Origin of the sequence: Haemophilus sp. HN_Hi10 (assembly GCF_049821985.1) — a bacterium.
GTDB classification, from domain to species: Bacteria; Pseudomonadota; Gammaproteobacteria; order Enterobacterales; family Pasteurellaceae; genus Haemophilus; species Haemophilus influenzae_D.
In genome coordinates, this window is record NZ_CP187495.1 from 548,135 (window position 1) to 571,981 (window position 23,847).

The 23,847-nt window shown below is 36.9% G+C and carries 22 protein-coding genes; 9 read left to right on the forward strand and 13 right to left on the reverse strand.

The genetic code is table 11. From position 1 onward, the window contains the following. Window positions 1-28 precede the first annotated feature (28 nt). On the reverse strand, window positions 29-1,441 hold the full coding sequence (glnA, locus tag ACPT8Q_RS02740) for a type I glutamate--ammonia ligase (protein ID WP_005666098.1): 1,413 nt from the start codon (window positions 1,439-1,441) through the stop codon (window positions 29-31). 146 nt (window positions 1,442-1,587) lie between these two features. Here glnA and ACPT8Q_RS02745 point away from each other — a divergent pair, with 146 nt between their 5' ends. Together ACPT8Q_RS02745 and typA are read left to right on the forward strand one after the other, a co-directional pair. Further along, window positions 1,588-2,592, forward strand: a complete 1,005-nt coding sequence (locus ACPT8Q_RS02745; protein WP_167799865.1) for an alpha-2,3-sialyltransferase — start codon at window positions 1,588-1,590, stop codon at window positions 2,590-2,592. A 131-nt stretch (window positions 2,593-2,723) separates the two neighbouring features. Then, window positions 2,724-4,574 carry a translational GTPase TypA gene (typA, locus tag ACPT8Q_RS02750; protein ID WP_005666104.1) on the forward strand — a complete coding sequence of 617 codons (1,851 nt, stop codon included), beginning with the start codon at window positions 2,724-2,726 and terminating at the stop codon, window positions 4,572-4,574. 87 nt (window positions 4,575-4,661) lie between these two features. On the opposite strand, the gene pdxH is transcribed toward typA, so the two are convergent. Continuing rightward, complete coding sequence (gene pdxH / locus ACPT8Q_RS02755) at window positions 4,662-5,294, reverse strand: pyridoxamine 5'-phosphate oxidase (protein ID WP_005666106.1); 633 nt, start codon at window positions 5,292-5,294, stop codon at window positions 4,662-4,664. A 192-nt stretch (window positions 5,295-5,486) separates the two neighbouring features. On the opposite strand from pdxH, the gene ACPT8Q_RS02760 reads away from it, so the two are divergent. Further along, window positions 5,487-6,194 carry a 7-cyano-7-deazaguanine/7-aminomethyl-7-deazaguanine transporter gene (locus tag ACPT8Q_RS02760; protein WP_050948856.1) on the forward strand — a complete coding sequence of 236 codons (708 nt, stop codon included), beginning with the start codon at window positions 5,487-5,489 and terminating at the stop codon, window positions 6,192-6,194. An 82-nt stretch (window positions 6,195-6,276) separates the two neighbouring features. Here the strand turns inward: ACPT8Q_RS02760 and nanQ are convergent, their stop codons facing one another. After that, window positions 6,277-6,744 carry an N-acetylneuraminate anomerase gene (gene nanQ, locus ACPT8Q_RS02765; RefSeq protein WP_021034404.1) on the reverse strand — a complete coding sequence of 156 codons (468 nt, stop codon included), beginning with the start codon at window positions 6,742-6,744 and terminating at the stop codon, window positions 6,277-6,279. Window positions 6,745-6,987: 243 nt separating this feature from the next. On the opposite strand from nanQ, the gene pnp reads away from it, so the two are divergent. The 4 genes from pnp to mltF all read left to right on the forward strand — a co-directional run bounded on the left by pnp (window position 6,988) and on the right by mltF (window position 13,720). Further along, the gene (gene pnp / locus ACPT8Q_RS02770; protein ID WP_050948857.1) at window positions 6,988-9,117 is read left to right on the forward strand and encodes a polyribonucleotide nucleotidyltransferase; all 2,130 of its coding nucleotides are present in this window, start codon (window positions 6,988-6,990) and stop codon (window positions 9,115-9,117) included. 81 nt (window positions 9,118-9,198) lie between these two features. Beyond that, window positions 9,199-10,131: a lipoprotein NlpI gene (nlpI, locus tag ACPT8Q_RS02775; protein ID WP_050948858.1), complete on the forward strand. Its 933-nt coding sequence runs from the start codon at window positions 9,199-9,201 to the stop codon at window positions 10,129-10,131. Window positions 10,132-10,309: 178 nt separating this feature from the next. After that, window positions 10,310-12,154 carry a DEAD/DEAH box helicase gene (locus ACPT8Q_RS02780; protein ID WP_050948859.1) on the forward strand — a complete coding sequence of 615 codons (1,845 nt, stop codon included), beginning with the start codon at window positions 10,310-10,312 and terminating at the stop codon, window positions 12,152-12,154. A 117-nt stretch (window positions 12,155-12,271) separates the two neighbouring features. Next, on the forward strand, window positions 12,272-13,720 hold the full coding sequence (mltF, locus tag ACPT8Q_RS02785; RefSeq protein ID WP_050948860.1) for a membrane-bound lytic murein transglycosylase MltF: 1,449 nt from the start codon (window positions 12,272-12,274) through the stop codon (window positions 13,718-13,720). 289 nt (window positions 13,721-14,009) lie between these two features. On the opposite strand, the gene ACPT8Q_RS02790 is transcribed toward mltF, so the two are convergent. The 3 genes from ACPT8Q_RS02790 to arsC all read right to left on the reverse strand — a co-directional run bounded on the left by ACPT8Q_RS02790 (window position 14,010) and on the right by arsC (window position 14,989). After that, window positions 14,010-14,306, reverse strand: coding sequence for a DUF5377 family protein (locus ACPT8Q_RS02790; protein ID WP_021034398.1), 297 nt, complete (start codon window positions 14,304-14,306; stop codon window positions 14,010-14,012). A gap of 19 nt (window positions 14,307-14,325) precedes the next feature. After that, entirely contained in the window at window positions 14,326-14,571 is a 246-nt protein-coding gene (locus ACPT8Q_RS02795) for an alternative ribosome-rescue factor A (RefSeq protein WP_046067560.1), read from the reverse strand. 67 nt (window positions 14,572-14,638) lie between these two features. After that, a complete protein-coding gene (gene arsC, locus ACPT8Q_RS02800; protein WP_050948861.1) occupies window positions 14,639-14,989 on the reverse strand; it encodes an arsenate reductase (glutaredoxin) in 351 nt (116 codons plus the stop codon). Between the two features lie 77 nt (window positions 14,990-15,066). On the opposite strand from arsC, the gene ACPT8Q_RS02805 reads away from it, so the two are divergent. Continuing rightward, complete coding sequence (locus tag ACPT8Q_RS02805) at window positions 15,067-16,116, forward strand: AI-2E family transporter (RefSeq protein ID WP_050848128.1); 1,050 nt, start codon at window positions 15,067-15,069, stop codon at window positions 16,114-16,116. 108 nt (window positions 16,117-16,224) lie between these two features. On the opposite strand, the gene secF is transcribed toward ACPT8Q_RS02805, so the two are convergent. The 6 genes from secF to ACPT8Q_RS02835 form a co-directional block, all read right to left on the reverse strand. Continuing rightward, a complete protein-coding gene (gene secF / locus ACPT8Q_RS02810; RefSeq protein ID WP_050848127.1) occupies window positions 16,225-17,199 on the reverse strand; it encodes a protein translocase subunit SecF in 975 nt (324 codons plus the stop codon). A gap of 10 nt (window positions 17,200-17,209) precedes the next feature. Next, on the reverse strand, window positions 17,210-19,060 hold the full coding sequence (secD, locus tag ACPT8Q_RS02815) for a protein translocase subunit SecD (protein ID WP_050948862.1): 1,851 nt from the start codon (window positions 19,058-19,060) through the stop codon (window positions 17,210-17,212). Window positions 19,061-19,129: 69 nt separating this feature from the next. Further along, window positions 19,130-19,423: a preprotein translocase subunit YajC gene (gene yajC / locus ACPT8Q_RS02820; protein ID WP_005645638.1), complete on the reverse strand. Its 294-nt coding sequence runs from the start codon at window positions 19,421-19,423 to the stop codon at window positions 19,130-19,132. A 333-nt stretch (window positions 19,424-19,756) separates the two neighbouring features. Continuing rightward, window positions 19,757-19,951: a YadA C-terminal domain-containing protein gene (locus ACPT8Q_RS02825; protein ID WP_080358474.1), complete on the reverse strand. Its 195-nt coding sequence runs from the start codon at window positions 19,949-19,951 to the stop codon at window positions 19,757-19,759. Then, entirely contained in the window at window positions 19,876-20,133 is a 258-nt protein-coding gene (locus ACPT8Q_RS02830; RefSeq protein ID WP_050848125.1) for a hypothetical protein, read from the reverse strand. The genes ACPT8Q_RS02825 and ACPT8Q_RS02830 overlap by 76 nt, the downstream gene beginning before the upstream one ends. Window positions 20,134-20,488: 355 nt before the next feature. Beyond that, window positions 20,489-21,544, reverse strand: a complete 1,056-nt coding sequence (locus tag ACPT8Q_RS02835) for a tRNA/rRNA methyltransferase (protein WP_050948863.1) — start codon at window positions 21,542-21,544, stop codon at window positions 20,489-20,491. Between the two features lie 146 nt (window positions 21,545-21,690). Here ACPT8Q_RS02835 and pssA point away from each other — a divergent pair, with 146 nt between their 5' ends. Beyond that, entirely contained in the window at window positions 21,691-23,058 is a 1,368-nt protein-coding gene (pssA, locus tag ACPT8Q_RS02840; RefSeq protein WP_050948864.1) for a CDP-diacylglycerol--serine O-phosphatidyltransferase, read from the forward strand. Window positions 23,059-23,102: 44 nt separating this feature from the next. Here pssA and fadR read toward each other — a convergent pair whose 3' ends face one another. After that, complete coding sequence (fadR, locus tag ACPT8Q_RS02845) at window positions 23,103-23,828, reverse strand: fatty acid metabolism transcriptional regulator FadR (protein WP_050847365.1); 726 nt, start codon at window positions 23,826-23,828, stop codon at window positions 23,103-23,105. Window positions 23,829-23,847: the final 19 nt, after the last annotated feature.

Here is a 23,847-nt window from a genome sequence, read left to right on the forward strand (position 1 = left end):
GCACTTTTAAAAATGATTTCATCAATGATTACGCATAATACATCTCAAACTCAACTGGATGTGGTGCCATATTTAAACGTTCCACTTCTTTACGTTTGATACCGATAAACGCATCAATAAAATCTTTAGCAAATACGCCACCTTGTGTTAAAAATTCATAGTCTTTTTCTAATGAATTCAATGCTTCTTCTAACGAGCTTGCCACTGCTGGAATATCTTTTAATTCTTCTGGAGGAAGATCATAAAGGTTTTTATCCATTGCATCGCCTGGGTGGATTTTGTTTACTACACCATCAAGACCAGCCATCAATAATGCAGCAAATGCTAAATATGGGTTTGCTAAAGGATCTGGGAAACGCGCTTCTATGCGAATCGCTTTTGGATTGGTTACAGCAGGGATACGAATTGAGGCAGAACGATTACTTGCAGAATAAGCCAACAATACAGGTGCTTCATAACCCGGCACTAAACGTTTATATGAATTAGTACTTGAATTAGTGAACGCATTTAAGGCTTTAGCGTGCTTAATGATACCGCCGATGTAGTAAAGTGCGGTTTCAGAAAGACCTGCATATTTATCGCCTTGGAAAATGTTTTTACCGTCTTTACTTAACGACATATTACAGTGCATACCCGAACCATTATCTCCAGTAATTGGTTTTGGCATAAAACATGCTGTTTTGCCATGCTCCAATGCCACATTTTGCACCACATATTTATAGATTTGGGTTTCATCCGCTTTTAAAGTCAGTGTATTGAACTTAGTCGCAATTTCATTCTGCCCTGCAGTCGCCACTTCATGATGATGGGCTTCGATGACTAATCCCATTTCTTCTAAAATCAAGCACATTTCAGAACGAATATCGTGCGCACTATCAATTGGTGCAACGGCACAATATCCGCCTTTTTTCAATGGACGATAAGCATTATTACTTTCTTCATATTTTTTATTCGTGTTCCAAGCAGCTTCTATATCATCAATAGAAAAAGACGCTTTGTTCATTGATACATTAAAACGCACATCATCAAATAAGAAGAATTCAGGCTCTGGGCCGAAAAAAGCTTGATCCGCAATGCCAGTTGAACGCATATAATTTTCTGCACGAATTGCAATAGAGCGCGGATCGCGATCATAGCTTTGCATTGTCGTTGGTTCATAAACACTACAACGAATAGAAAGCGTTGGAATTTGCGCGAATGGATCGACAACTGCGGTTTCAGCCATTGGCATAAGCAACATATCGGCTTTATTAATGGTTTTCCATCCTTCTACAGAGGAACCATCAAACATCTTGCCGTCTTCAAACATATCTTCATCAACAAGGCTAACTGGGATAGAAACACCATGTTCTTTACCTTTAATGTCAGTAAAACGAAGCAATACAAACCTAATATCATTCTCTTCGATCAATTTAAACACGGAAGCAATGGCATCTGACATAGTAGATCCTCTTTCTATATAAAAAATTAAGTAAGCATTATAGTCTAATCAAATCTGACTTTCATTAGATTTGTTGTGGCGTTATAGTAAAAAGCACGGAAAGCCTGTATAATAGCTGCTATTAAAAATAAGTTGTATTTTATTCAATGAACGGTACAATATGCCCAATCAATCAATCAATCAATCAATCAATCAATCAATCAATCAATCAATCAATCAATCAATCAATCAATCAATCAATCAATCAATCAATCAATCAATCAAAGTCTGTCATTATTGCAGGTAATGGAACAAGTTTAAAATCAATTGACTATAGTTTATTACCTAAAGATTATGATGTTTTCCGTTGCAATCAATTTTATTTTGAAGATCATTATTTTCTTGGTAAGAAAATAAAAAAGGTATTTTTTAATTTTTCTGTAATTTTTGAACAATACTATACGTTTCTGCAATTAATTAAAAATAATGAATATGAATATGCTGATATTATTTTGTCATCTTTTCTGAATTTAGGGGATTCAGAATTAAAGATAATCCAGCGTTTAGAAAAATTATTACCACAAATTGATCTTGGTCATAACTATTTAAAAAAACTACGAGCTTTTGATGCTCATTTACAATATCACGAACTATATGAGAATAAGAGGATTACATCAGGCGTCTATATGTGTGCAGTGGCAACTGCTATGGGTTATAAAGATCTTTATTTGACAGGCATTGATTTTTATCAAGAAAAAGGGAATCCTTACGCATTTCATCATCAAAAAGAAAATATTATTAAATTATTACCTTCTTTTTCACAAAATAAAAGTCAAAATGATATCCATTCTATGGAATATGATTTAAATGCACTTTATTTCTTACAAAAACATTATGGTGTAAATATTTACTGTATTTCGCCAGAAAGTCCTCTATGTAATTATTTTCCTTTATCACCACTGAATAACCCATTTACTTTTATTCCTGAAGAAAAGAAAAATTACACGCAAGATATTTTAATTCCGCCGAAGTTTGTATATAAAAAAATTGGTATATATTCCAAACCAAGAATTTACCAAAATCTGGTTTTTCGGTTGATCTGGGATATATTACGTTTACCTAATGATATAAAAAAAGCTTTGAAAGCAAAGAAAATGAGACTACGCAAATAAACCTGAGGTATAATGCCTCGTTTTCTTCAACATAAGACAACAACCTATATTAGGATTAGGTGCAGTAAATTGCACCTTTTTTATAAAATCATATACCGTGCAAAATTGCACCTTACTCGAAGCATTAGATAATGAAAAACGAAATTGATATTAAAAAACTCCGTAACATCGCAATTATTGCGCACGTAGACCATGGTAAAACCACTCTTGTAGATAAACTTCTGCAACAATCTGGTACTTTTGAATCTGCACGTGGTGATGTAGATGAACGCGTTATGGACTCAAATGATCTTGAAAAAGAACGTGGCATTACAATTCTTGCAAAAAATACCGCGATTAACTGGAATGACTACCGTATTAACATCGTGGATACTCCAGGACACGCCGACTTCGGTGGCGAAGTTGAACGTGTGCTTTCTATGGTAGATTCTGTTCTATTAGTTGTTGATGCGTTTGATGGCCCAATGCCACAAACGCGTTTCGTGACTCAAAAAGCATTTGCTCACGGATTAAAACCAATCGTGGTCATCAATAAAGTTGATCGCCCTGGTGCGCGTCCTGACTGGGTTGTAGATCAAGTATTCGACTTATTTGTCAATCTTGGTGCAAGCGATGAACAGTTAGACTTCCCAATTATCTATGCTTCAGCATTAAATGGTGTTGCAGGTCTTGAACACGAAGATTTAGCGGAAGATATGACGCCATTATTTGAAGCCATTGTGAAATATGTAGAACCGCCCAAAGTAGAACTTGATGCGCCATTCCAAATGCAAATTTCACAATTAGACTACAACAACTATGTAGGCGTTATCGGCATTGGTCGTATTAAGCGTGGTTCAATTAAACCAAATCAACCTGTTACTATCATCAATAGTGAAGGAAAAACTCGTCAAGGTCGTATCGGTCAAGTACTTGGTCATCTTGGTTTACAACGTTATGAAGAAGACGTTGCTTATGCAGGCGATATTGTTGCGATCACGGGTTTAGGAGAATTAAATATTTCAGATACGATTTGTGATATTAACGCAGTTGAAGCACTGCCATCATTAACTGTTGATGAACCAACAGTAACCATGTTCTTCTGTGTAAACACCTCTCCATTTGCAGGGCAAGAAGGAAAATATGTCACATCACGTCAAATTCTTGAACGTTTAAATAAAGAATTGGTTCACAACGTGGCATTACGCGTAGAAGAAACCCCAAACCCAGATGAATTCCGTGTTTCTGGTCGTGGGGAATTACATCTTTCTGTATTAATTGAAAATATGCGTCGTGAAGGTTATGAACTTGCCGTTTCTCGTCCTAAAGTAATCTATCGTGATATTGACGGTAAAAAACAAGAGCCATACGAACAAGTAACTATCGATGTGGAAGAACAGCATCAAGGTTCAGTGATGGAAGCATTGGGTATCCGTAAAGGTGAAGTTCGAGACATGTTGCCTGACGGTAAAGGCCGCGTTCGCTTAGAATATATCATTCCTAGCCGCGGATTAATTGGTTTCCGTGGCGATTTTATGACCATGACTTCTGGCACAGGCTTACTTTACTCAAGCTTTAGCCACTATGATGAAATCAAAGGTGGAGATATTGGCCAACGTAAAAATGGTGTATTAATCTCAAACGCAACAGGTAAAGCACTGGGTTACGCATTATTTGGCTTACAAGAACGTGGTAAGTTAATGATTGATGCAAACGTGGAAGTTTATGAAGGGCAAATTATCGGTATTCATAGTCGTTCAAACGACTTAACTGTAAACTGCTTACAAGGTAAAAAACTGACCAATATGCGTGCGTCAGGTAAAGACGATGCGATTGTGCTGACTACACCTGTAAAATTCAGTCTTGAACAAGCCATTGAATTTATCGATGACGATGAATTAGTGGAAGTGACACCTGAATCGATTCGTATCCGTAAAAAACTTTTAACGGAAAACGATCGTAAACGGGCAAATCGTACAACGACAAGTACTAGCACGCATTAATAAACAACTTTAGCACGAAAATTTGTAAAAAAATTAACCGCACTTTGGGGATACAACTAAAGTGCGGTTATTTTTATGCTCAATTTACTAAGGCGAAAGTCTTTCTCTAATCCAATTATCGCTTTCTTTACGATAACGAATGCGATCATGTAAACGGCTTGGTCGCCCTTGCCAAAATTCCACGGTTTCTGGCACGACTAAATAGCCGCCCCAATAATCTGGTCGAGGCACGTTTAACGGATGTTTAGCAACAACCAATGCGGCTTTTGCTAGTAAAGATTTATAATTAGAAATCACCGCACTTTGTTCACTTGCCCAAGCACCTATACGACTGGTGTAAGGTCGGGTAGCAAAATATTTATCGGATTGTTCTGCTGAAATTTTAACCGCCTTACCTTCAATCCGCACTTGGCGTTCCAATTCAGGCCAAAAGAAAGTCAGCGCGACATAAGGATTACTCTCAATACAGCTGCCTTTTCGGCTAAGATAATTGGTAAAAAAGACAAAACCTTGTTCAGTGACTTCTTTTAGCAAAACCATTCGGCTATTTGGGCGACCTTGTTCATCAACAGTCGCAATATTCATTGCGGTAGGCTCATTAACTTGCGCATGAATTGCCTCTTTCTGCCACTGTTCAAATTGCGAAATTGGATTTTCATAGCAATCATTTTGTGAAAGCACGCGTTTAGTATATTCATCACGAATATTGTGTAATTCCATTTTCTCTCCTTTCAAATTTGATGAAAAATGCAAGTAGAATAAAGACCCTAAAAGCATTCGTCAATTACCATAAAATATAAAACGCAAATGTAATCAACTCTTGCAATTATTAGAAATATGCGTATCATCTAGCCCCCTATATTCAACCTCGGGTTCCCTAACCCCGATTTATTTAAACTAAAAAGGTACAACATGAAATTAAACTCTCCGATCTTTAATGATCAACAAAAACGTCGTGCAATCATCTGGCTCAGCTTTTTCCACATATTCATCATTGCCGCAAGCAATTACTTTGTTCAAATCCCTTTTGAAATCACGCTAAAATTGACCGCACTTGGTGCAGCAAACGATTTTTCCTTCCACAGCACTTGGGGAACGCTCACATTCCCATTTATCTTTTTAGCTACCGATTTAACTGTACGTATTTTCGGTGCGGAAGATGCGAGAAAAATCATCTTCGTGGTGATGTTTCCTGCACTTATTGTAAGTTACGTCATATCGGTTTTATTCTCTGAAAGCAAATTCCAAGGTTTTGAATCATTAACGCATTTTGATCTGTTTGTATTCCGTATTGCTATTGCGAGCTTTGCCGCTTACGTGGTAGGACAATTACTGGATGTGATCGTATTTAACCGCTTACGCCAGTTAAAAACTTGGTGGGTGGCGCCAACTAGCTCAATGACATTTGGCTCAATGGCGGATACGTTTGTTTTCTTCAGTGTAGCCTTCTATCAAAGTGCCGATCCGTTCATGGCTGAACACTGGGTACAACTCGGCTTTGTAGATTACCTGTTTAAGCTATTTGTCGGCATTATATTATTCGTACCAGCCTATGGCGTAGTATTAAATGTTATTTTACGAAAACTACAAATGCTCGTAACAGAACGCGTTCCTGCATAAACTAAATTTCTGGCGCATATAAAACAATTAACCCCGCTCTTTTGAGTGGGATTAATTGTTTTTGAAATACTGCAAATAAAAATTAAATTAATTTAACAGGTACTTTTACGACTAATTTTTTTATTTTTTCTGTTTTTCCATTCACTACACAGCAAGGTTTATGCGGTTCGTAAGGATAGAATACAGCGAACATTTTTGGTTTCATTGTAACGGTGAATTTATCATCAATATCTGCACAAAGTTGATAATCATCCGCTTCGTTATAAGATTCATATTTAGACAAATCAGGATAATTAGCGCCAACTTCTATATTTTCCATACCGCGGATTAACACCTGAACATCTAAGTATTCATGATGTAACTCTGCTTTTTTACTGCTTGGTTCTGCTGTTTCTGGTTCCATTACGTTCATATAAATTTGATCGTTAATATCATGGCGACCATTTTCTAACGCATTCAAATCTAACGTATTCAAATAATCACATACTTCAGCAATCGCTTTTGGTAAACCAACTTTAAAATTTGGGCTGGTTAAGCTGCTAATAATCATAGAATTTTCCTTATAGTGGATAAAAGTTATCCTATGATACCAAGTCGGTTAAATGAAATAAAGTTACCAATCACACAAAAACCTCTGTATAATGCTTAGGCTTTATTTTCTACATTAGCGTGCGGCTATCAAAAGAAATTTTTAAACGCCCAAAGTGCGGTCATTTTTTCGAAAGATTTCTTTTGCTAGTCGCAATCTGGAAAATAAGGCATTGTTTTTAATATAAATTTTAAGGAAAACATTGTGAATCCAATTGTTAAACAATTTAAATACGGTCAGCATACCGTAACCCTAGAAACTGGCGCAATTGCACGTCAAGCAACTGCTGCGGTCATGGCAAGCATGGACGATACCACGGTATTCGTTACTGTTGTGGCTAAAAAAGATGTAAAAGAAGGTCAAGACTTCTTCCCATTAACCGTAAACTACCAAGAGCGTACTTATGCGGCGGGTAAAATCCCTGGTGGTTTCTTCAAACGTGAAGGTCGTCCATCTGAAGGCGAAACTTTAATTGCACGTTTAATCGACCGTCCAATTCGTCCATTATTCCCAGAAGGTTTCTTCAACGAAATCCAAGTTGTGGCAACTGTAGTTTCTGTAAACCCACAAATCAGCCCTGACTTAGTGGCAATGATCGGTGCTTCTGCAGCATTAACCTTATCTGGTGTGCCTTTCAATGGTCCTATCGGTGCGGCGCGCGTTGGTTTTATCGATAACCAATTCGTATTAAACCCAACAATGGCTGAACAAAAACAAAGCCGTTTAGACTTAGTAGTTGCAGGTACTGACAAAGCCGTATTAATGGTTGAATCTGAAGCCGACGTTTTAACTGAAGAACAAATGTTAGCGGCGGTCGTATTCGGTCATCAACAACAACAAGTTGTAGTTGAAGCAATCAAAGAATTTGCAAAAGAAGTGGGCAAACCACGTTGGGATTGGGTTGCGCCACAACCAAACACAGATTTAATCAACAAAGTAAAAGCGATTGCTGAAGCACGTTTAGGCGATGCATACCGCATTACTGAAAAACAAGCACGTTACGAACAAATCGATGCGATTAAAGCAGATGTGATTGCACAAATCACAGCTGAAGATGAAGAAATCAGCGAAGGTAAAATCGTGGATATTTTCACCGCACTTGAAAGCCAAATCGTTCGTGGCCGTATCATTGCAGGCGAACCACGTATTGATGGTCGTACCGTTGATACCGTTCGTGCATTAGATATTTGTACTGGTGTATTACCACGTACTCACGGTTCTGCAATTTTCACCCGTGGTGAAACGCAAGCATTAGCTGTTGCAACGTTAGGTACTGAACGTGATGCACAAATCATTGATGAATTAACAGGCGAACGTCAAGATCACTTCTTATTCCATTATAATTTCCCTCCATATTCTGTAGGCGAAACAGGAATGATCGGTTCTCCAAAACGTCGTGAGATCGGTCACGGTCGTTTAGCAAAACGTGGTGTAGCGGCTGTTATGCCTAGCCTTGCGGAATTCCCGTATGTTGTGCGTGTTGTATCTGAAATTACTGAATCTAACGGTTCTTCTTCTATGGCATCGGTATGTGGTGCGTCTTTAGCATTAATGGATGCGGGTGTACCAATCAAAGCTGCTGTTGCAGGAATCGCAATGGGCTTAGTGAAAGAAGAAGATAAATTCGTGGTGCTTTCAGATATTTTAGGCGATGAAGACCATTTGGGCGATATGGACTTTAAAGTGGCAGGTACACGTGAAGGTGTCACTGCGCTTCAAATGGACATCAAAATTGAAGGTATCACACCTGAAATTATGCAAATTGCATTAAACCAAGCGAAAAGTGCACGTATGCACATTCTTGGAGTAATGGAACAAGCAATCCCTGCTCCACGCGAGGATATTTCTGACTATGCACCACGTATCTATACAATGAAAATTGATCCTAAAAAAATCAAAGATGTGATTGGTAAAGGTGGTGCAACAATCCGTTCACTAACTGAAGAAACTGGCACTTCTATCGATATTGATGACGATGGTACAGTGAAAATTGCCGCAGTCGATGGAAATGCTGCGAAAAATGTAATGGGACGCATTGAAGAAATCGTTGCAGAAGTTGAAGCTGGCGCAATTTATAAAGGTAAAGTCACTCGTCTTGCTGATTTTGGTGCATTCGTCGCAATCGTTGGAAATAAAGAAGGTTTAGTTCATATTTCTCAAATTGCAGAAGAGCGCGTAGAAAAAGTTAGCGATTACCTCCAAGTGGGTCAAGAAGTAAACGTAAAAGTTGTTGAAATAGATCGTCAAGGTCGTATTCGTTTAACAATGAAAGACTTGGCTCCAAAACAAGAAACTGAAATTAACCAAGAAATGTCTTCCGAAGAACAAGAATAATCTTGGAATATCGAATCAAAACTTGGTAGCGATCGCTGCCAAGTTTTGTTGTTTTCCAACTTTTAGGCATAAAGAAAGCAAATGCGGTGTTTTCGCTTATCTCGCCATTTTATAGTCTATTTATTTAGCTTATGTGCGATCTTACTCCTTGTAGGCTGTGTTCAGTCTAGGGGCGGTTTTGTGTCTAAAAATCATGTCGTGTTGGCTGAACAAAATCCGAATACTCACTTTGAACAAGAAGTGATGATCGTACGATTAAGCCAAGTACTACTGGTTGGAAAAATGAGTAATGAAGAACGTGCATCGCTACATTTTGAACGTGGCGTACTCTATGATTCCCTTGGATTATGGGGACTTGCTCGTTACGATTTTACTCAAGCCCTTGCTTTACAGCCTAAAATGGCATCTGTGTACAATTACTTAGGGCTTTATTTATTGCTTGAAGAAGATTACGACGGCGCATTGGATGCTTTCAATACGGTGTTTGAATTAGATTCAGGTTATGACTATACCCACCTTAATCGTGGTTTAAATTTTTATTATGTAGGGCGCTACCATCTTGCTCAGCAAGATTTCTTACAGTTCTACCAAGCCGATACAAAAGATCCCTATCGTGTCTTATGGCTATATTTGAACGAACAAAAATTAAAACCACAAGAAGCCCAAACAAACCTTGTTGAACGAGCAAAAGGGCTATCAGAGGACTTCTGGGGTACACATATCGTTCAATATTACTTAGGACACATTTCTGTAGAAGAATTACAACAACGTGCGAGTGAATTTGCTGAAAATTCACAACAATATGCTGAAATTCTCACAGAAACCTATTTTTATCTAGCAAAACAAAAACTCAATGTAGGGCTAGTAGATGAAGCGGCTGCTTTATTTAAACTAGCTATGGCAAATCAGGTTTATAACTTTGTTGAGTATCGTTTTGCTGCGTTTGAACTAATGAAATTAAAACCGGTTCAAACAGAAGACGAAAAAGAAGAGAAAAGTGCTGTGGCAAAATAAGTACTTAGGGTAGGTATACCCTAAGTTATGCAAAGCGGTTCTCCTTTGGAGAACTGCTCTCCTCCAATGAGGCAGCACCAAAATTAGCCTAGAGTATATTTACCCTAGGACTACGTTTTAATAGCAACATAAACCCGAAAGCCCGTTGAGTTTTCCTTATTTATATTCGAGTATTTTAATGACTGACAAAATTACTTTTAATGACTTAGGCTTACCTGAGTTCATCTTAAAAGCTGTTTCTGACTTAGGTTTTGAAACCCCTTCTCCAATTCAACAAGCTTGTATCCCACATTTGCTCAGTGGCAATGATGTGCTAGGTATGGCACAAACGGGTAGTGGTAAAACCGCTGCTTTTGCACTACCTTTATTAGCACAAATCGATCCAAGTGAAAAACATCCACAAATGTTAGTAATGGCACCTACTCGCGAACTTGCTATTCAAGTTGCCGATGCTTGCGAACAATTTGTTAAATATGCGCATGGCACTCGAATTGTTACCTTATATGGCGGGCAACGTTATGATATCCAACTTCGTGCATTAAAACAAGGCGCACAAGTGGTTGTGGGTACACCAGGTCGTATTCTTGACCATATTCGCCGCGGAACATTAAATCTTTCTGAACTTCGTTTTATCGTATTAGATGAAGCCGATGAAATGCTACGTATGGGGTTCATTGATGATGTAGAAACCGTGATGGCTGAATTACCAGAAAATCATCAAACTGCGTTATTCTCTGCAACAATGCCTGAACCGATCCGTCGTATTACGAAACGTTTTATGAATGATCCGAAAGAAGTGAAGATCAAAGTTAATAACGAAAATGCTCCAGATATTGAGCAAAGTTGTTGGTATGTGCACGGCGTACGTAAAAATGAAGCCCTTCTTCGTTTCTTAGAAGTGGAAGATTTTGATGCGGCGATTATTTTTGCTCGCACTAAAACCGGTACTTTAGACATTACAGAACTACTTGAGAAAAATGGTTTCCGTTCCGCCGCACTTAATGGCGATATGACACAACAATTACGCGAACAAACCCTCGATCGCTTACGTAATGGCAGTTTAGATATTGTTGTCGCAACCGATGTGGCTGCTCGTGGTATTGATATTGAACGTATCAGCCTTGTGGTAAACTACGACATTCCGCTGGATGCAGAATCTTATGTACATCGAATTGGGCGTACTGGTCGTGCAGGTCGTTCTGGTCGTGCTTTATTATTCGTTGAACCTCGTGAGCGTCGTTTACTTCGTAATATTGAACACCTAATGAAAAAAGGTATCAATGAAGTAGAATTGCCAAATCATCTTGTGTTACAAGAATGCCGCCGCAAAAAATTCGTTGCAAAAATTACGAAACAACTCGAGCATCACGATTTAGAGCAATATCGTAGTTTATTAGAAGACTTATTCACAGCCGATCAAGATCAAGAAGATATTGCTGCTGCAATGTTAATGTTGTTACAAGGTAAACAAAAATTAATTCTTCCACCTGATCCGTCAATGGAAAAACGTCGTCGTGAACGTAATGAATGCGGTGATCGCCGTGAAAATCCACGTTCAGCTGAACGTCGTGGCGAGCGTAAAGGCTACGGAAATCCACGACCAATGGATTTATATCGTATCGAAGTCGGTCGTGCAGATGGTGTAGAAGTTCGTCATATCGTTGGTGCGATTGCTAACGAAGGCGATATTAACAGCCGTTATATTGGTCATATTAAACTTTATGATGATTACACTACCGTTGAATTGCCACAAGGTATGCCGAAAGAATTATTGCAACAATTCGGAAAAACACGCGTATTGAATAAACAAATGCAAATGTCTTTCTTAGGTGCAGTAAAATCCGATAATTCCCGTGGCGGTGATGATTTTAACGGTAAACGTAAAGGCCGTGGGGGCGATTTCCGTGGAGAACGCGGACGTAATGAACGAAATGGTGACAATCGTGGAAATCGTAAATTTAATGAAAAAAGTAACCGCACTTTTAGCGACAAACCACGCCGTGATCGTAGATCATCATTCTAAAAATAAATAGTCTGATATTTTACATACGCTTAGCCTCTTGAACCTCAAGGGGCTTTTTATTGTCTATAGTGAAAGTTTTGGCTACAATCCCATAACTTTTTTATATAGGAAAAATCATTGAAAGGTCTTTTTTTACGTATTATTACTGCTCTAGCTTTATTATTTTGGGCTATTGATATGGTATTCCCATGGCAATTTTTACGTCATACTGAAGAAAATCATTATGCTGCAATTCAAGCTAGGGGATCACTTTATGTAGGTACAATAAATAACCAGATTTCTTATTTTACCAATAAAGATGGTGAACGAGGCTTTGAATATGAATTAGCCAAAGCATTTGCTGATTCACTAGGTGTAGAACTCGAAATGAAAACTTTCGATAATCAAGAGCAGTTATTTGATGAACTTGATAAACATAATATTGATTTAGCTGCCGCCCATCTTTTATACCATCCTAAAAATGCGGAACGTTTCCAAATAGGCCCAGCATATCATTCTGCTTCATGGCAATTAGCTTATCGAAAAAATGAAAATCGTCCTAAAAATTTAGGTAACGTAAAGAAAGATATTTATATCTCAAATAATTTAGCATTAGAAGAAACGTTAAAAGAATTACAAAAACAATATCCACAATTAACTTGGAAAAGAAATCAAACACTTACTCAAGAAGAACTATTACTACAATTGGCTGAAGGCAAAATTCCTTACGTTATTGCAAATTCTATTGATATTGCTGCAATGCAACAAATAAAACCAGAATTAGCCATTGCCTTTGATATTACTGATGAAGCAAACGTTCACTGGTATTTACCCAATAAATCCTACCACGATCTGCAAACGGCTTTACTCAATTTTATGAATAATGCCGAAGAAACGGGGCTTTTAGATAATTTAAAAGAAAAATATTTAGGACATATTTCACAATTTGATTACGTGGATACGCGTTCTTATATGAACGCGATTGAAAATACACTGCCACAATATTCACCGCTTTTTGAAAAATATCAGGGAGAATTAGATTGGCGGTTACTCGCAGCAGTGGCTTATCAAGAATCCCATTGGGATCCTCACGCAACATCGCCAACTGGCGTACGTGGCATAATGATGCTCACCAAAAATACCGCACAACATATGAAAATCAGTGATAGAACAAATCCTGAACAAAGTATTAAAGCAGGTTCAGAATATTTACACTGGTTGATTAGTCAGCTTCCTGAAAGCATTGAAAAGGAAGAAAAAATTTGGTTTGCCTTAGTTGCCTATAACATAGGACTCGGTCACTTAATTGACGCACGTCGTTTAACTCAAAATCTTGGAGGAAATCCAGATAATTGGCTCAATGTGAAAAAAAATCTGCCTTTATTAGCAGAAAAACGCTATTATTCCCAACTCAAATACGGCTATGCTCGAGGCTATGAAGCCTATCAATATGTGGAAAATATTCGCCGCTATATGAATAGCATCGTAAATTATCATCGAGTCCAAGAAAATCAAACAATAAATGATAATGCAAGCAACGAAAGTGCGGTTAAAAATTTAGAAGAAATAAAAGAAAATAAGGATTAATAAAATGTTAAAACGCAAAACTTTTCTTAAAAAGAAAGCTAATTTACAACAAAGTTCTTTATCACGAAATCTACGTTTAAGACGTTTAAAACACCGCAAACAACAACAATTTTCGAGACATTCATTGCAATTTGTCGTACAAGAAATTTGTTGTTAATTAATCTATTTTTTATCAAAATAAAGAAAAAAATAACCGCACTTTTTTATATAATTTATATCATTAAAGTGCGATCTTTGTTTTACAATAATCGTAAAATATAGTGTTAAATTTTATAGATTAATCAATATTTTATTCTGATTTTATCCCTAAGTTTCCAATTTTCACACCGACTAGACCAATAGATACGGGATCAAAATAATCCCCTAAAAATTTAAACAATTCATTTAACTCTGTAAAAGAACGCTGAATTTTTATTTGATCCTCCACTTTACGCACAAATTCATAGCGTATGTTATTTTCTTCAAAATAAGCCGTTAGAGTTAAATAAATCCTTTCAAAGAAATGGCTTTTTGCCCCCTCCTCTCCGGGATCACTAATACGCACATTCCACGTATTATTAAGTAGAATTTGAGGCTGTTTTGACATATTTTACTCCTTATTATTTTTAACCTAAGAAAAACCCGATTATAAAGTTTCTGTAATCAAAAAATTTATAATCGGGCTTTTCAAACATTTTCCCTGGGTGTTTCACTTTACGTTGGTAACTGCCTTTCCCTTTACGTTTTTTCTCAACACGCTGACGAAATAATTTATCGCCTAGCAATGCCATCACTGCATTATCTTTTATCACGCCTCGAGTATGCTGATAAACGGTTTCATTTTCAACCGCACTTTTTTGTTGCTTTGCCATAATTTTTCCTCAAAAAAGCCGCAGAAGGATTTCCACGGCGGGAGTATTATACTCGCAAACGTTTAGATTACAAAATCTCAAGTACACTTTCTGGTGGACGCCCTATTTTAGCTTTATCGCCATTTATAACAATTGGGCGTTCAATAAGTGCTGAATGTTCACTCATGGTTTTTAATAATTCAGCTTGAGAGAGCTCTAAATTATCTAAATTTAAGCTTTTATATAAATCATCTTTCGTTCGCATCATTTGACGAACATCATCAATGCCTAATTTTTTGGCAATGCTTTGTAATTCATTAACGGAATATTGCTTTTGTAAATACAGTTCAATTATTGGCTGAACACCTTGATTTTCTAATAATGCTAGCGTTTCACGGCTTTTTGAGCAATGTGGGTTGTGATAAATAATAACAGACATAGGATTTCCTTTTAGTAGCTATAAACACTGTAAATTTTAACTTATAATGGCGAAAAATACTTATAGGAAAAGAAATTATGCTAGAAATGTTAAAAAGCTGGTACTCGCGCCGTTTAAGTGATCCGCAAGCGATGGGACTATTAGCAATATTATTATTTGGCTTTATCTCCATTTATTTTTTTGGAGATTTAATCGCACCTTTGTTAATTGCTCTAGTACTATCCTATTTACTAGAAATGCCAATCAATTTTTTAAATCAATATTTAAAATGCCCAAGAATGTTAGCGACAATTCTTATTTTCGGTAGTTTTATTGGTCTAGCAGCAATTTTCTTTTTGGTATTGGTGCCAATGTTATGGAATCAAACTATTTCCTTATTAAGTGATTTGCCCGCTATGTTTAATAAATCTAATGAATGGCTACTCAATTTACCCGAAAATTATCCTGAACTTATTGATTATTCAATGGTTGATTCTATTTTCAATTCTGTACGAGAAAAAATCCTTGGTTTTGGTGAATCAGCTGTAAAACTTTCTTTAGCCTCCATCATGAACTTGGTTTCTTTAGGAATTTATGCCTTTTTAGTACCATTAATGATGTTTTTTATGTTGAAGGATAAATCAGAACTTTTACAAGGCGTGAGCCGTTTCTTACCGAAAAATAGAAACTTAGCCTTCAAAGTATGGAAAGAAATGCAACAGCAAATTTCTAATTACATTCACGGAAAATTATTAGAAATACTGATTGTTACTTTAATCACTTATATTATTTTCTTAATTTTCGGGCTAAATTATTCGCTCTTATTGGCTTTTGCGGTGGGCCTTTCAGTTCTCGTCCCTTATATTGGCGCAGTTATTGTCACTATTCCTGTTGCATTGGTTGCTTTATTCCAGTTTGGAATCAGCCCAACATTTTGGTACATCATTATTGCTTTTGCTGTAAGCCAACTTTTAGATGGAAATCTCCTTGTGCCTTATTTATTTTCTGAAGCCGTGAATTTACATCCATTAATTATTATCATTTCAGTATTAATTTTTGGCGGTTTATGGGGATTTTGGGGCGTATTTTTTGCCATTCCTTTAGCCACTTTAGTAAAAGCCGTAATAAATGCCTTACCTCAAGATTAAATAATTTTTGAATTTTAAGTACTCTTAGAGGTTTTTATATAAATAAAAAATAGTTAATCGTAAATTTTCGATTAACTATTTTTTTAATTTATTCTAAACGTAAATTAACTAAGGTAATTCATCAATTCCTTTATCTACTTTAGGTGGGATCATATGCTCACGACGTAAACCAACATCGTATGCAATGGCGATGGCAACAAAAATTGAAGAATAAGTACCAAATCCAATACCTACAAGTAACGCCAAAGAGAAGTTATGAATTGATGGACCGCCAAAGAAGAACAATGCGATCACAACAACTAATGTGGTAACCGAAGTAATGATAGTTCTTGATAAAGTTTGCGTTAAAGAAATATCAATAATATCAATCGTATCTAATCGTCTAATTTTTCGGAAATTTTCACGAACTCTGTCAAATACCACAATACTATCGTTAATAGAGTAACCCACCACAGATAAAATCGCGGCGACAAAAGTGAGATCAATTTCAATTTGTAATGCAGAGAATACCCCTAGCGTAATAATTACGTCGTGCGCAAGAGAAGCTATACCACCAAAACCTAAACGCCATTCAAAACGTGACCCCACATAAATAAGCACCATTGCTAATGTCGCTAAAGTTGCATATACCGCACCTTGTGCTAATTCTTCGCCAACGTTTGGGCCAACAAATTCAATACTGCGAATTTGAATGTCTTTATCTACATTCTGTAGCATATTTTTGACGTGTTCACCAATGGTAGAATCATTATTACTTGCAGGTAAACGAATCATTACATCTTGAACCGATCCTGTGGTTTGAACAACTGGGCTTTCAATTCCATTTTCGTGAAGTTTATTACGGATTTGTTCAAGATTAGCGGATTGCGAGAAGTGGGTATCAAATACCACTCCACCAGTAAAATCTAAGCCCCAGTTAAATCCTTTGGTAATAATAAAAAATAGAGAAATTACCATTAAAAGTGCGGATAATATATAACCCAATTTACGCACTTTCATAAATTCAGTCAATGGGAACGGGAGCTTGATCCCATTGATTTCACGGATAAAATGTCCGCCTTTATCTTTTGTAAAAAGTTTCATCATTTCCCACCTAAATTAATAATTTTTTAAGTTGTTTACCGCCGTAAAGGGCATTAACTAATGCGCGAGTACCTGTAATCGCGGTAAACATAGAAATCGCAACACCAAGTGAAAGCGTAATCGCAAAACCTTGAATTGGGCCTGTTCCTACCGCGTATAGAATAATTGCGGTTAAGATTGTGGTTAAGTTTGCGTCAAAAATAGAAGTAAATGCGCCGTTATAACCTTCATTAATCGCTTGCTGAATTGAACGACCATTACGAATTTCTTCTTTAATACGTTCAAAAATTAATACGTTCGCATCTACTGACATACCTAAAGTTAAAACGATACCCGCAATACCTGGCATTGAAAGCGTCGCTCCGGGTAAAATAGACATTAATCCCATAAGTAATACGATATTAATAACAAGTGCAAAACTTGCAATCACACCAAACATTTTGTAGTAAAACAACATAAAAGCAATAACCGCAACTAATCCCCAAAGGCTCGCATTAATCCCTTGTTCTACATTTTGCGCACCTAATGATGGGCCAATTGTTCGTTCTTCAACAATTTGAATTGGTGCAATTAATGCGCCAGATTTCAACAAGGTAGAAAGATTATGCGCTTCGGCAATACTATCAACACCAGTAATTTGGAAATTAGAACCAAAACGCCCTTGAATTGTTGCAACATTAATGACTTCTTCATGCTTTTCTAAAATGGTTTTGCCATTTTCATCTTTTTTACCGTTATCTTTATATTCAACATAAAGCGTTGCCATTGGTTTTTTGTAATATTTTTTAGTGGTCTGAGACATAATCTCGCCACCTTCGCTATCCAAGGTTACACTTACTTGCGGCGTACTTGAATGCTGATCTAAACCAGAGCTTGAATTAATAATATGCTCCCCACCTAATACGGCACGTTTAAATAATGCTACAGGATGACCTTGGCGATCATATTTAACTTCCGAATCAGCTGGTAACATATTACGAGAAATAGCATCGGCTGTAACATTTTGATTTACGATACGAAACTCAAGTGTTGCCGTTGCCCCTAAAATTTCTTTTGCACGTGCAGTGTCTTGAACACCTGGTAATTCAATCACAATACGCTCCGCACCTTGACGTTGAATTACTGCTTCTACAACCCCTAATTCAGCAACACGTTTACGTAAAATCGTTAAATTTTGCTCAATGGCTAAGTCGCGTGCTTCATTTAATGCTGCAGTAGATAGCCCTAAATTAATACTATCAGCATCAGGCTCAGTAATGTCTAATGTTGGATGCAATTGGCGAATAATTCGCTCAGCTTTAGCACGCTGGCTTACATTAGCTAAGGTTATCAACGTACCAAAATGCTCAGTATTTTTAATAGCAGTATATTGAATTTTTTCTTTACGAAGTTCGCCACGCAAACTGTCTTGTAACTGCTCTTGGCGTTTTACAAGTGCTGCATTCATATCCACTTCCATCAAAAAACGAACCCCACCGCGTAAATCCAATCCCCATTTCATTGGGTTAGCACCAAACATACTTAACCAAGCTGGAGTCGCAGGAGCAAGATTTAATGCAGTGGTGTAATTATTGCCAAGACGTTCAGCAATTTTATCTTTAGCAAGAAGTTGATCATCGGTATTAGTAAAACGAGCTAGAATTGAGCCATTCTCAAGCACGATAGATTTGGTTGGAAGATTATTGGTTTTAAGCACATCTTGAACTTGTCCAAGCACGCTAGTATTCGCTTCTTGACCGCGTGTACCGGAAATTTGCACCGCAGGATCTTCACCATAAATATTTGGAAGAGAATATAAAATCCCGATGGCCACAATAAAAATAACCATCAAATTCTTCCATAATGGATAACGGTTTAACATAGTTTTCCTTTTCTTTTCTAACGCACAGAGCCACAATGCGTGGCTCTGGAAAATAATTTAACGTTACTCTTAAAGTGATTTTAATGAACCTTTAGGAAGAACGCTCACAATGTAGTTACGATTAATCGTAATTTCTGTCGTGTCGTTTAACGCAATCACGATGCTATCGCTACCTTCGGTTACTTTAGTAATTTTGCCGATTAAACCACCAGCAGTTAAAACTTCAGTACCTTTTGCAAGCTCAGACATCAATTTTTTATGTTCTTTATTGCGTTTAGCTTGCGGGCGATAAATCATAAAGTAGAAAATTAAACCGAAGATCACGAAAATAAATAGCGTGGACATTGGGCTTTGTGCTTCCATTGTGTTTTCCTTATTAATTTAAGTTAAAAATTTTGCGTAAAATACCATAAATTGCTTCATTGGGAAAGGCGAACCATCCTCAATATTCACTGTTATATAAAATGACTGAAAATATTGATTGTTTATCGTTCATTTCTTGAACATCATTGAACTTATCAATGAAATATATACTGTGGAAAAATGATGATTGACAATATTATTTAATGGAGAATGATTTTGATCAAAATTTAGGCTCAAATTAATCTGACAGATATTTTAACTTAAAAAGATCTGTCAGATTGAGTTTGAGCTTCTATAAAGAATATTTCTATTTCACTGATAAAAAACGCTTAATTACCATTCATAACCATAAGCAGCACCAAGCATAACATCTTTCTTACCAGACATATTAGATGCACCGCTGAGTTTGATAATGTGTTTACCATTATCCGTCACGTGGGAGTATCCAACAGCTAAGGCTTGTTCGCCGCGATAATGTGTAGCCGCCGTGCCGATGGAAGATTTACCATTAGTCGAGGTTGCGGCAATAGCCCCATCGCACCAGCAATGGCTGCACCACGACGACCTCGACGATCAATTTCATCAACTTTTGTCGCTTTTGAACCTAAACCTATCGCAGTTGCATCACTATCACTTGCTTCAGAATTTACACCTATAGCGGTAGATAGATTGCCTGTAGCTTTCGCATTATATCCCACTGCAGTACCCACATAACCTGCTTGTGCGTTGTTCCCAATAGCTGTACCACCAGCACCATTTGTGCCAAATTTTTGTTCTAATTGGTAATTCGATTAATCAATGTGTTGTATTCTTCTTGTGTGAGAGTAACATTATCCTCCCACGCAGGCACACTTAAAACAGAAAAAAGAGAAAGGAAAATAAGAGAAATTTTCGCACTAAAGTGCGGTTGATTTTTGCTGTGTTTTGCTAAATTATGGCTGGCAGATTGTACATCATAAGTTAATTCCTTTTTGTTATATTTGTTTAAAAAATTTCATTGTTTCTTATAAAAAAGAAGTCGTGAATTCTACTTAAACGCTCAACAAAAAGCTATAAAATGAAGACTTATCTAAAATACCACTTCGCTAACAACACACCCGCATTCACCGCAATGTTTAGGCCTGATTTAATTGGGCTTGCGAGCGTTAAACGCACTTGCGTGTCTTCTGGCGTCGCCAAACTTTCCGTAAAACTTTCACTTAGCACAAAAACCACTTTATTTTTTAACCGCACTTTATCCAACGGTTCGCCTTGTTTATTGTGCGATACGTGAATAATTTGATAGCCTGATTCACGCAATTGCATCAAAGCCGAATCAATATAATCTGTTTCTAGCACACGAATGTATTCCGCGCCACCTTCTGCTACACGCATTGAGGCTGCTGAATACAGATTTTCCACATTATCGGCAACAATATTTTTCACGCCAAAATAAGCACAAGTACGCAATACGCCACCAATATTTTGTGCATTATTCACATTGTCCAATAGCACTAAACAATCCTCGTTACGAGGAATATCCAAATATCCTTGCAACGTAAAAGCACGCGGTTTCTTCACCAATAAGCAAATGCCACCGTGATGTTCTGTTCCGCTCACGCGAGCTAATTCTTCGCTATCTACAATATGATAAGCCTTTTTGTTTTCAGCTAAATAACTCAATACTTCGCCAATTTTGTGTGACATTTGTACGGTTGCCCACAATCGAACAATACTTTGAGCGCGTTCAGCAAATAAAGCTAAACAGGCATTTTCACCGTAAACTTTCATTTCTTCTGCACGGTTTTTCTTAATTTTTTCAGGTGCTCGAGGAGAAAGTGCACCCGTTTTCTTTTCTTTTGTTTTATAAACCGTACCCGTACTTTTTATCGTCACTTGAACCTTAGGTTTTTCTACATTTTTATTTGATGGCGCACGAGATAAAGAAAGTTGCGTAATTTTAGTTTCTTTCACTTCTTGTTTATCACGAGAAAAACGAGATTTTTCGTTTCTCTTTCCATTAAATTTATCATTAAAGTGCGGTCGATTTTGGCTTGGTTTTTCTCGATACTTTTCCCCCTCTGAGCGTTCTTGAAAGGTTTTGCCTGCGGATTGAAAAGACGGTTTGCGTTTGTCGTTCATAGGGTTTTCCTGAATTAAAATGGCTATTATTTAGCCAAAAAATGCTAAAATTTGTGAGCATTATAACGAAAAAAAGCCTTTTTTCTATTAATAAGCACGTGAAATATTGTAAACTAGCACACTAGTCTTCAATCACGAGATGGATTATGTTAATCAATAAAACCAAACGAGCTGAACAAAATTTAAATAATTTGCCATTCCTTGCTTTGCAAGCTGAGCAAATTGAATTTTTGGGTAGCCCGGCTGAATTTAAAACTCAAATTATTGAATTAATCAGAAACGCAAAAAAACGTATTTATGTCACCGCACTTTATTGGCAAAAAGATGAAGCGGGACAGGAAATCCTCGATGAAATTTATCGCGTGAAGCAAGAAAATCCACACTTGGATGTAAAAATTCTAATAGATTGGCATCGCGCACAACGCAATTTATTAGGTGCGGAGAAATCTGCCACCAATGCAGATTGGTATTGCGAGCAACGCCAAACTTATCAGTTACCAGATGACCCAAATATGTTCTTTGGCGTGCCAATTAACACGCGCGAAGTTTTTGGTGTATTGCACGTTAAAGGCTTTGTATTTGATGATACGGTGCTGTATAGCGGTGCAAGCATTAATAATGTCTATCTTCATCAACTTGAAAAATATCGTTATGACCGCTATCAAAAAATCACTCATGCCGAATTAGCTGATTCGATGGTAAATTTCATCAATGATTACTTGTTAGATTTCAGTGCCGTTTATCCACTTGATGTGACCAACCGCCCTAGAACTAAAGAGATCCGCAGCAATATTCGCATTTATCGCAAAGACCTTGCTCAAAATGGAAAATATTCATTAAAAAGTGCGGTGAAATTACCAAATGTTTTAAGCGTATCGCCATTGTTTGGCTTAGGCGCATCGGGCAACGAATTAAATCAAGTGATTGAAGATTTATTCTTGCAAGTGCAAGAAAAATTGGTGATTTGTACACCATACTTTAATTTCCCACGCACATTGCAACATAAAATAGCAACGTTGTTGGAAAATGGTAAACAAGTAGAAATTATTGTTGGCGATAAAGTCGCAAACGATTTTTATATTCCACCAGAACAACCATTTAAAATGGTAGGGGCGTTACCTTATCTTTATGAAAGTAATCTTCGCCGTTTCTGTGAAAAATTTGAGACTCAAATTGAAAGAGGTCAGCTTGTGGTGCGTTTGTGGCGTGATGGCGATAATACCTACCACTTAAAAGGTGTGTGGGTAGATGATCGTTATATTTTACTTACGGGCAATAATCTTAACCCTCGAGCGTGGCGTTTGGATGCAGAAAATGGCTTATTAATTTACGACCCACAACAACAACTTTTAGCCCAGGTGGAAAAAGAGCAAAACCAAATTCGCCAACATACAAAGGTATTAAAATATTACACTGAATTAGAAGAATTGAATCAATACCCAGAACCAGTGCAAAAACTTCTGAAAAAATTTGCACGGATTAAAGCAGATAAATTAGTGAAAATGATTCTGTAATTATAAGAAAAGTTTTATATTTTTTCTTAAATTCGCTTCCAGTATTAATCTGATAAATTCTGTGGTAATCGTTCAAGAATAGCTTTCCAATAGGTCGAAGAACGTAAATTATTTTTACGGATGCAATCCACTACTGCATCGGCATTTCCCTCAAGACAAATTTGTTGCATTTCTAAGTAAAATTGCTTTGTTAATTCACGGTGTGTTTTTTCTTTAAAAAATAACAATCCTATTCGCTGATAAACGCCTTTTAAACTATTGAAAATTAAACGATAAAAGGGTTTGTTGGCAACAACAGTGAATTGACGAAATAATTGGTAATCAAATTCTGTGTAATCTTGTGCTGTGTTTTGTAATTGCCCTAATTCAGCAAAAAGTGCGGCAGATTTTTGAGGAGAATTCTTTACGGCTTCATAAATGTAAGATTCCGACATTTTACTACGTAAAGACAGCATATTATCAATAATTAAGGGCGCGGATTGCATATCTAAAGCAATTAGGGTTTCAATAATATTCGGCCCAGCAGCATCCCAAATATTATTTACTTTAGTGGGTTTGCCGTGCTGAATTGTTAGCCAACCATCACGAGCCAAACGTTGTAAAACTTCACGTAAGGTAGTGCGAGTTACACCAATCTTATCGGCTAAATCACGTTCTGATGGTAAATTACTGCCCGCAGGAAAAACATCTTGCCAAATACTTTTTACAATATATTCCTCTGCTAAAGCAGCTGGACTTTGGGCTTTTAAAATATCGTTATTGTTTTGCATTACAATTAAAAATCAGATA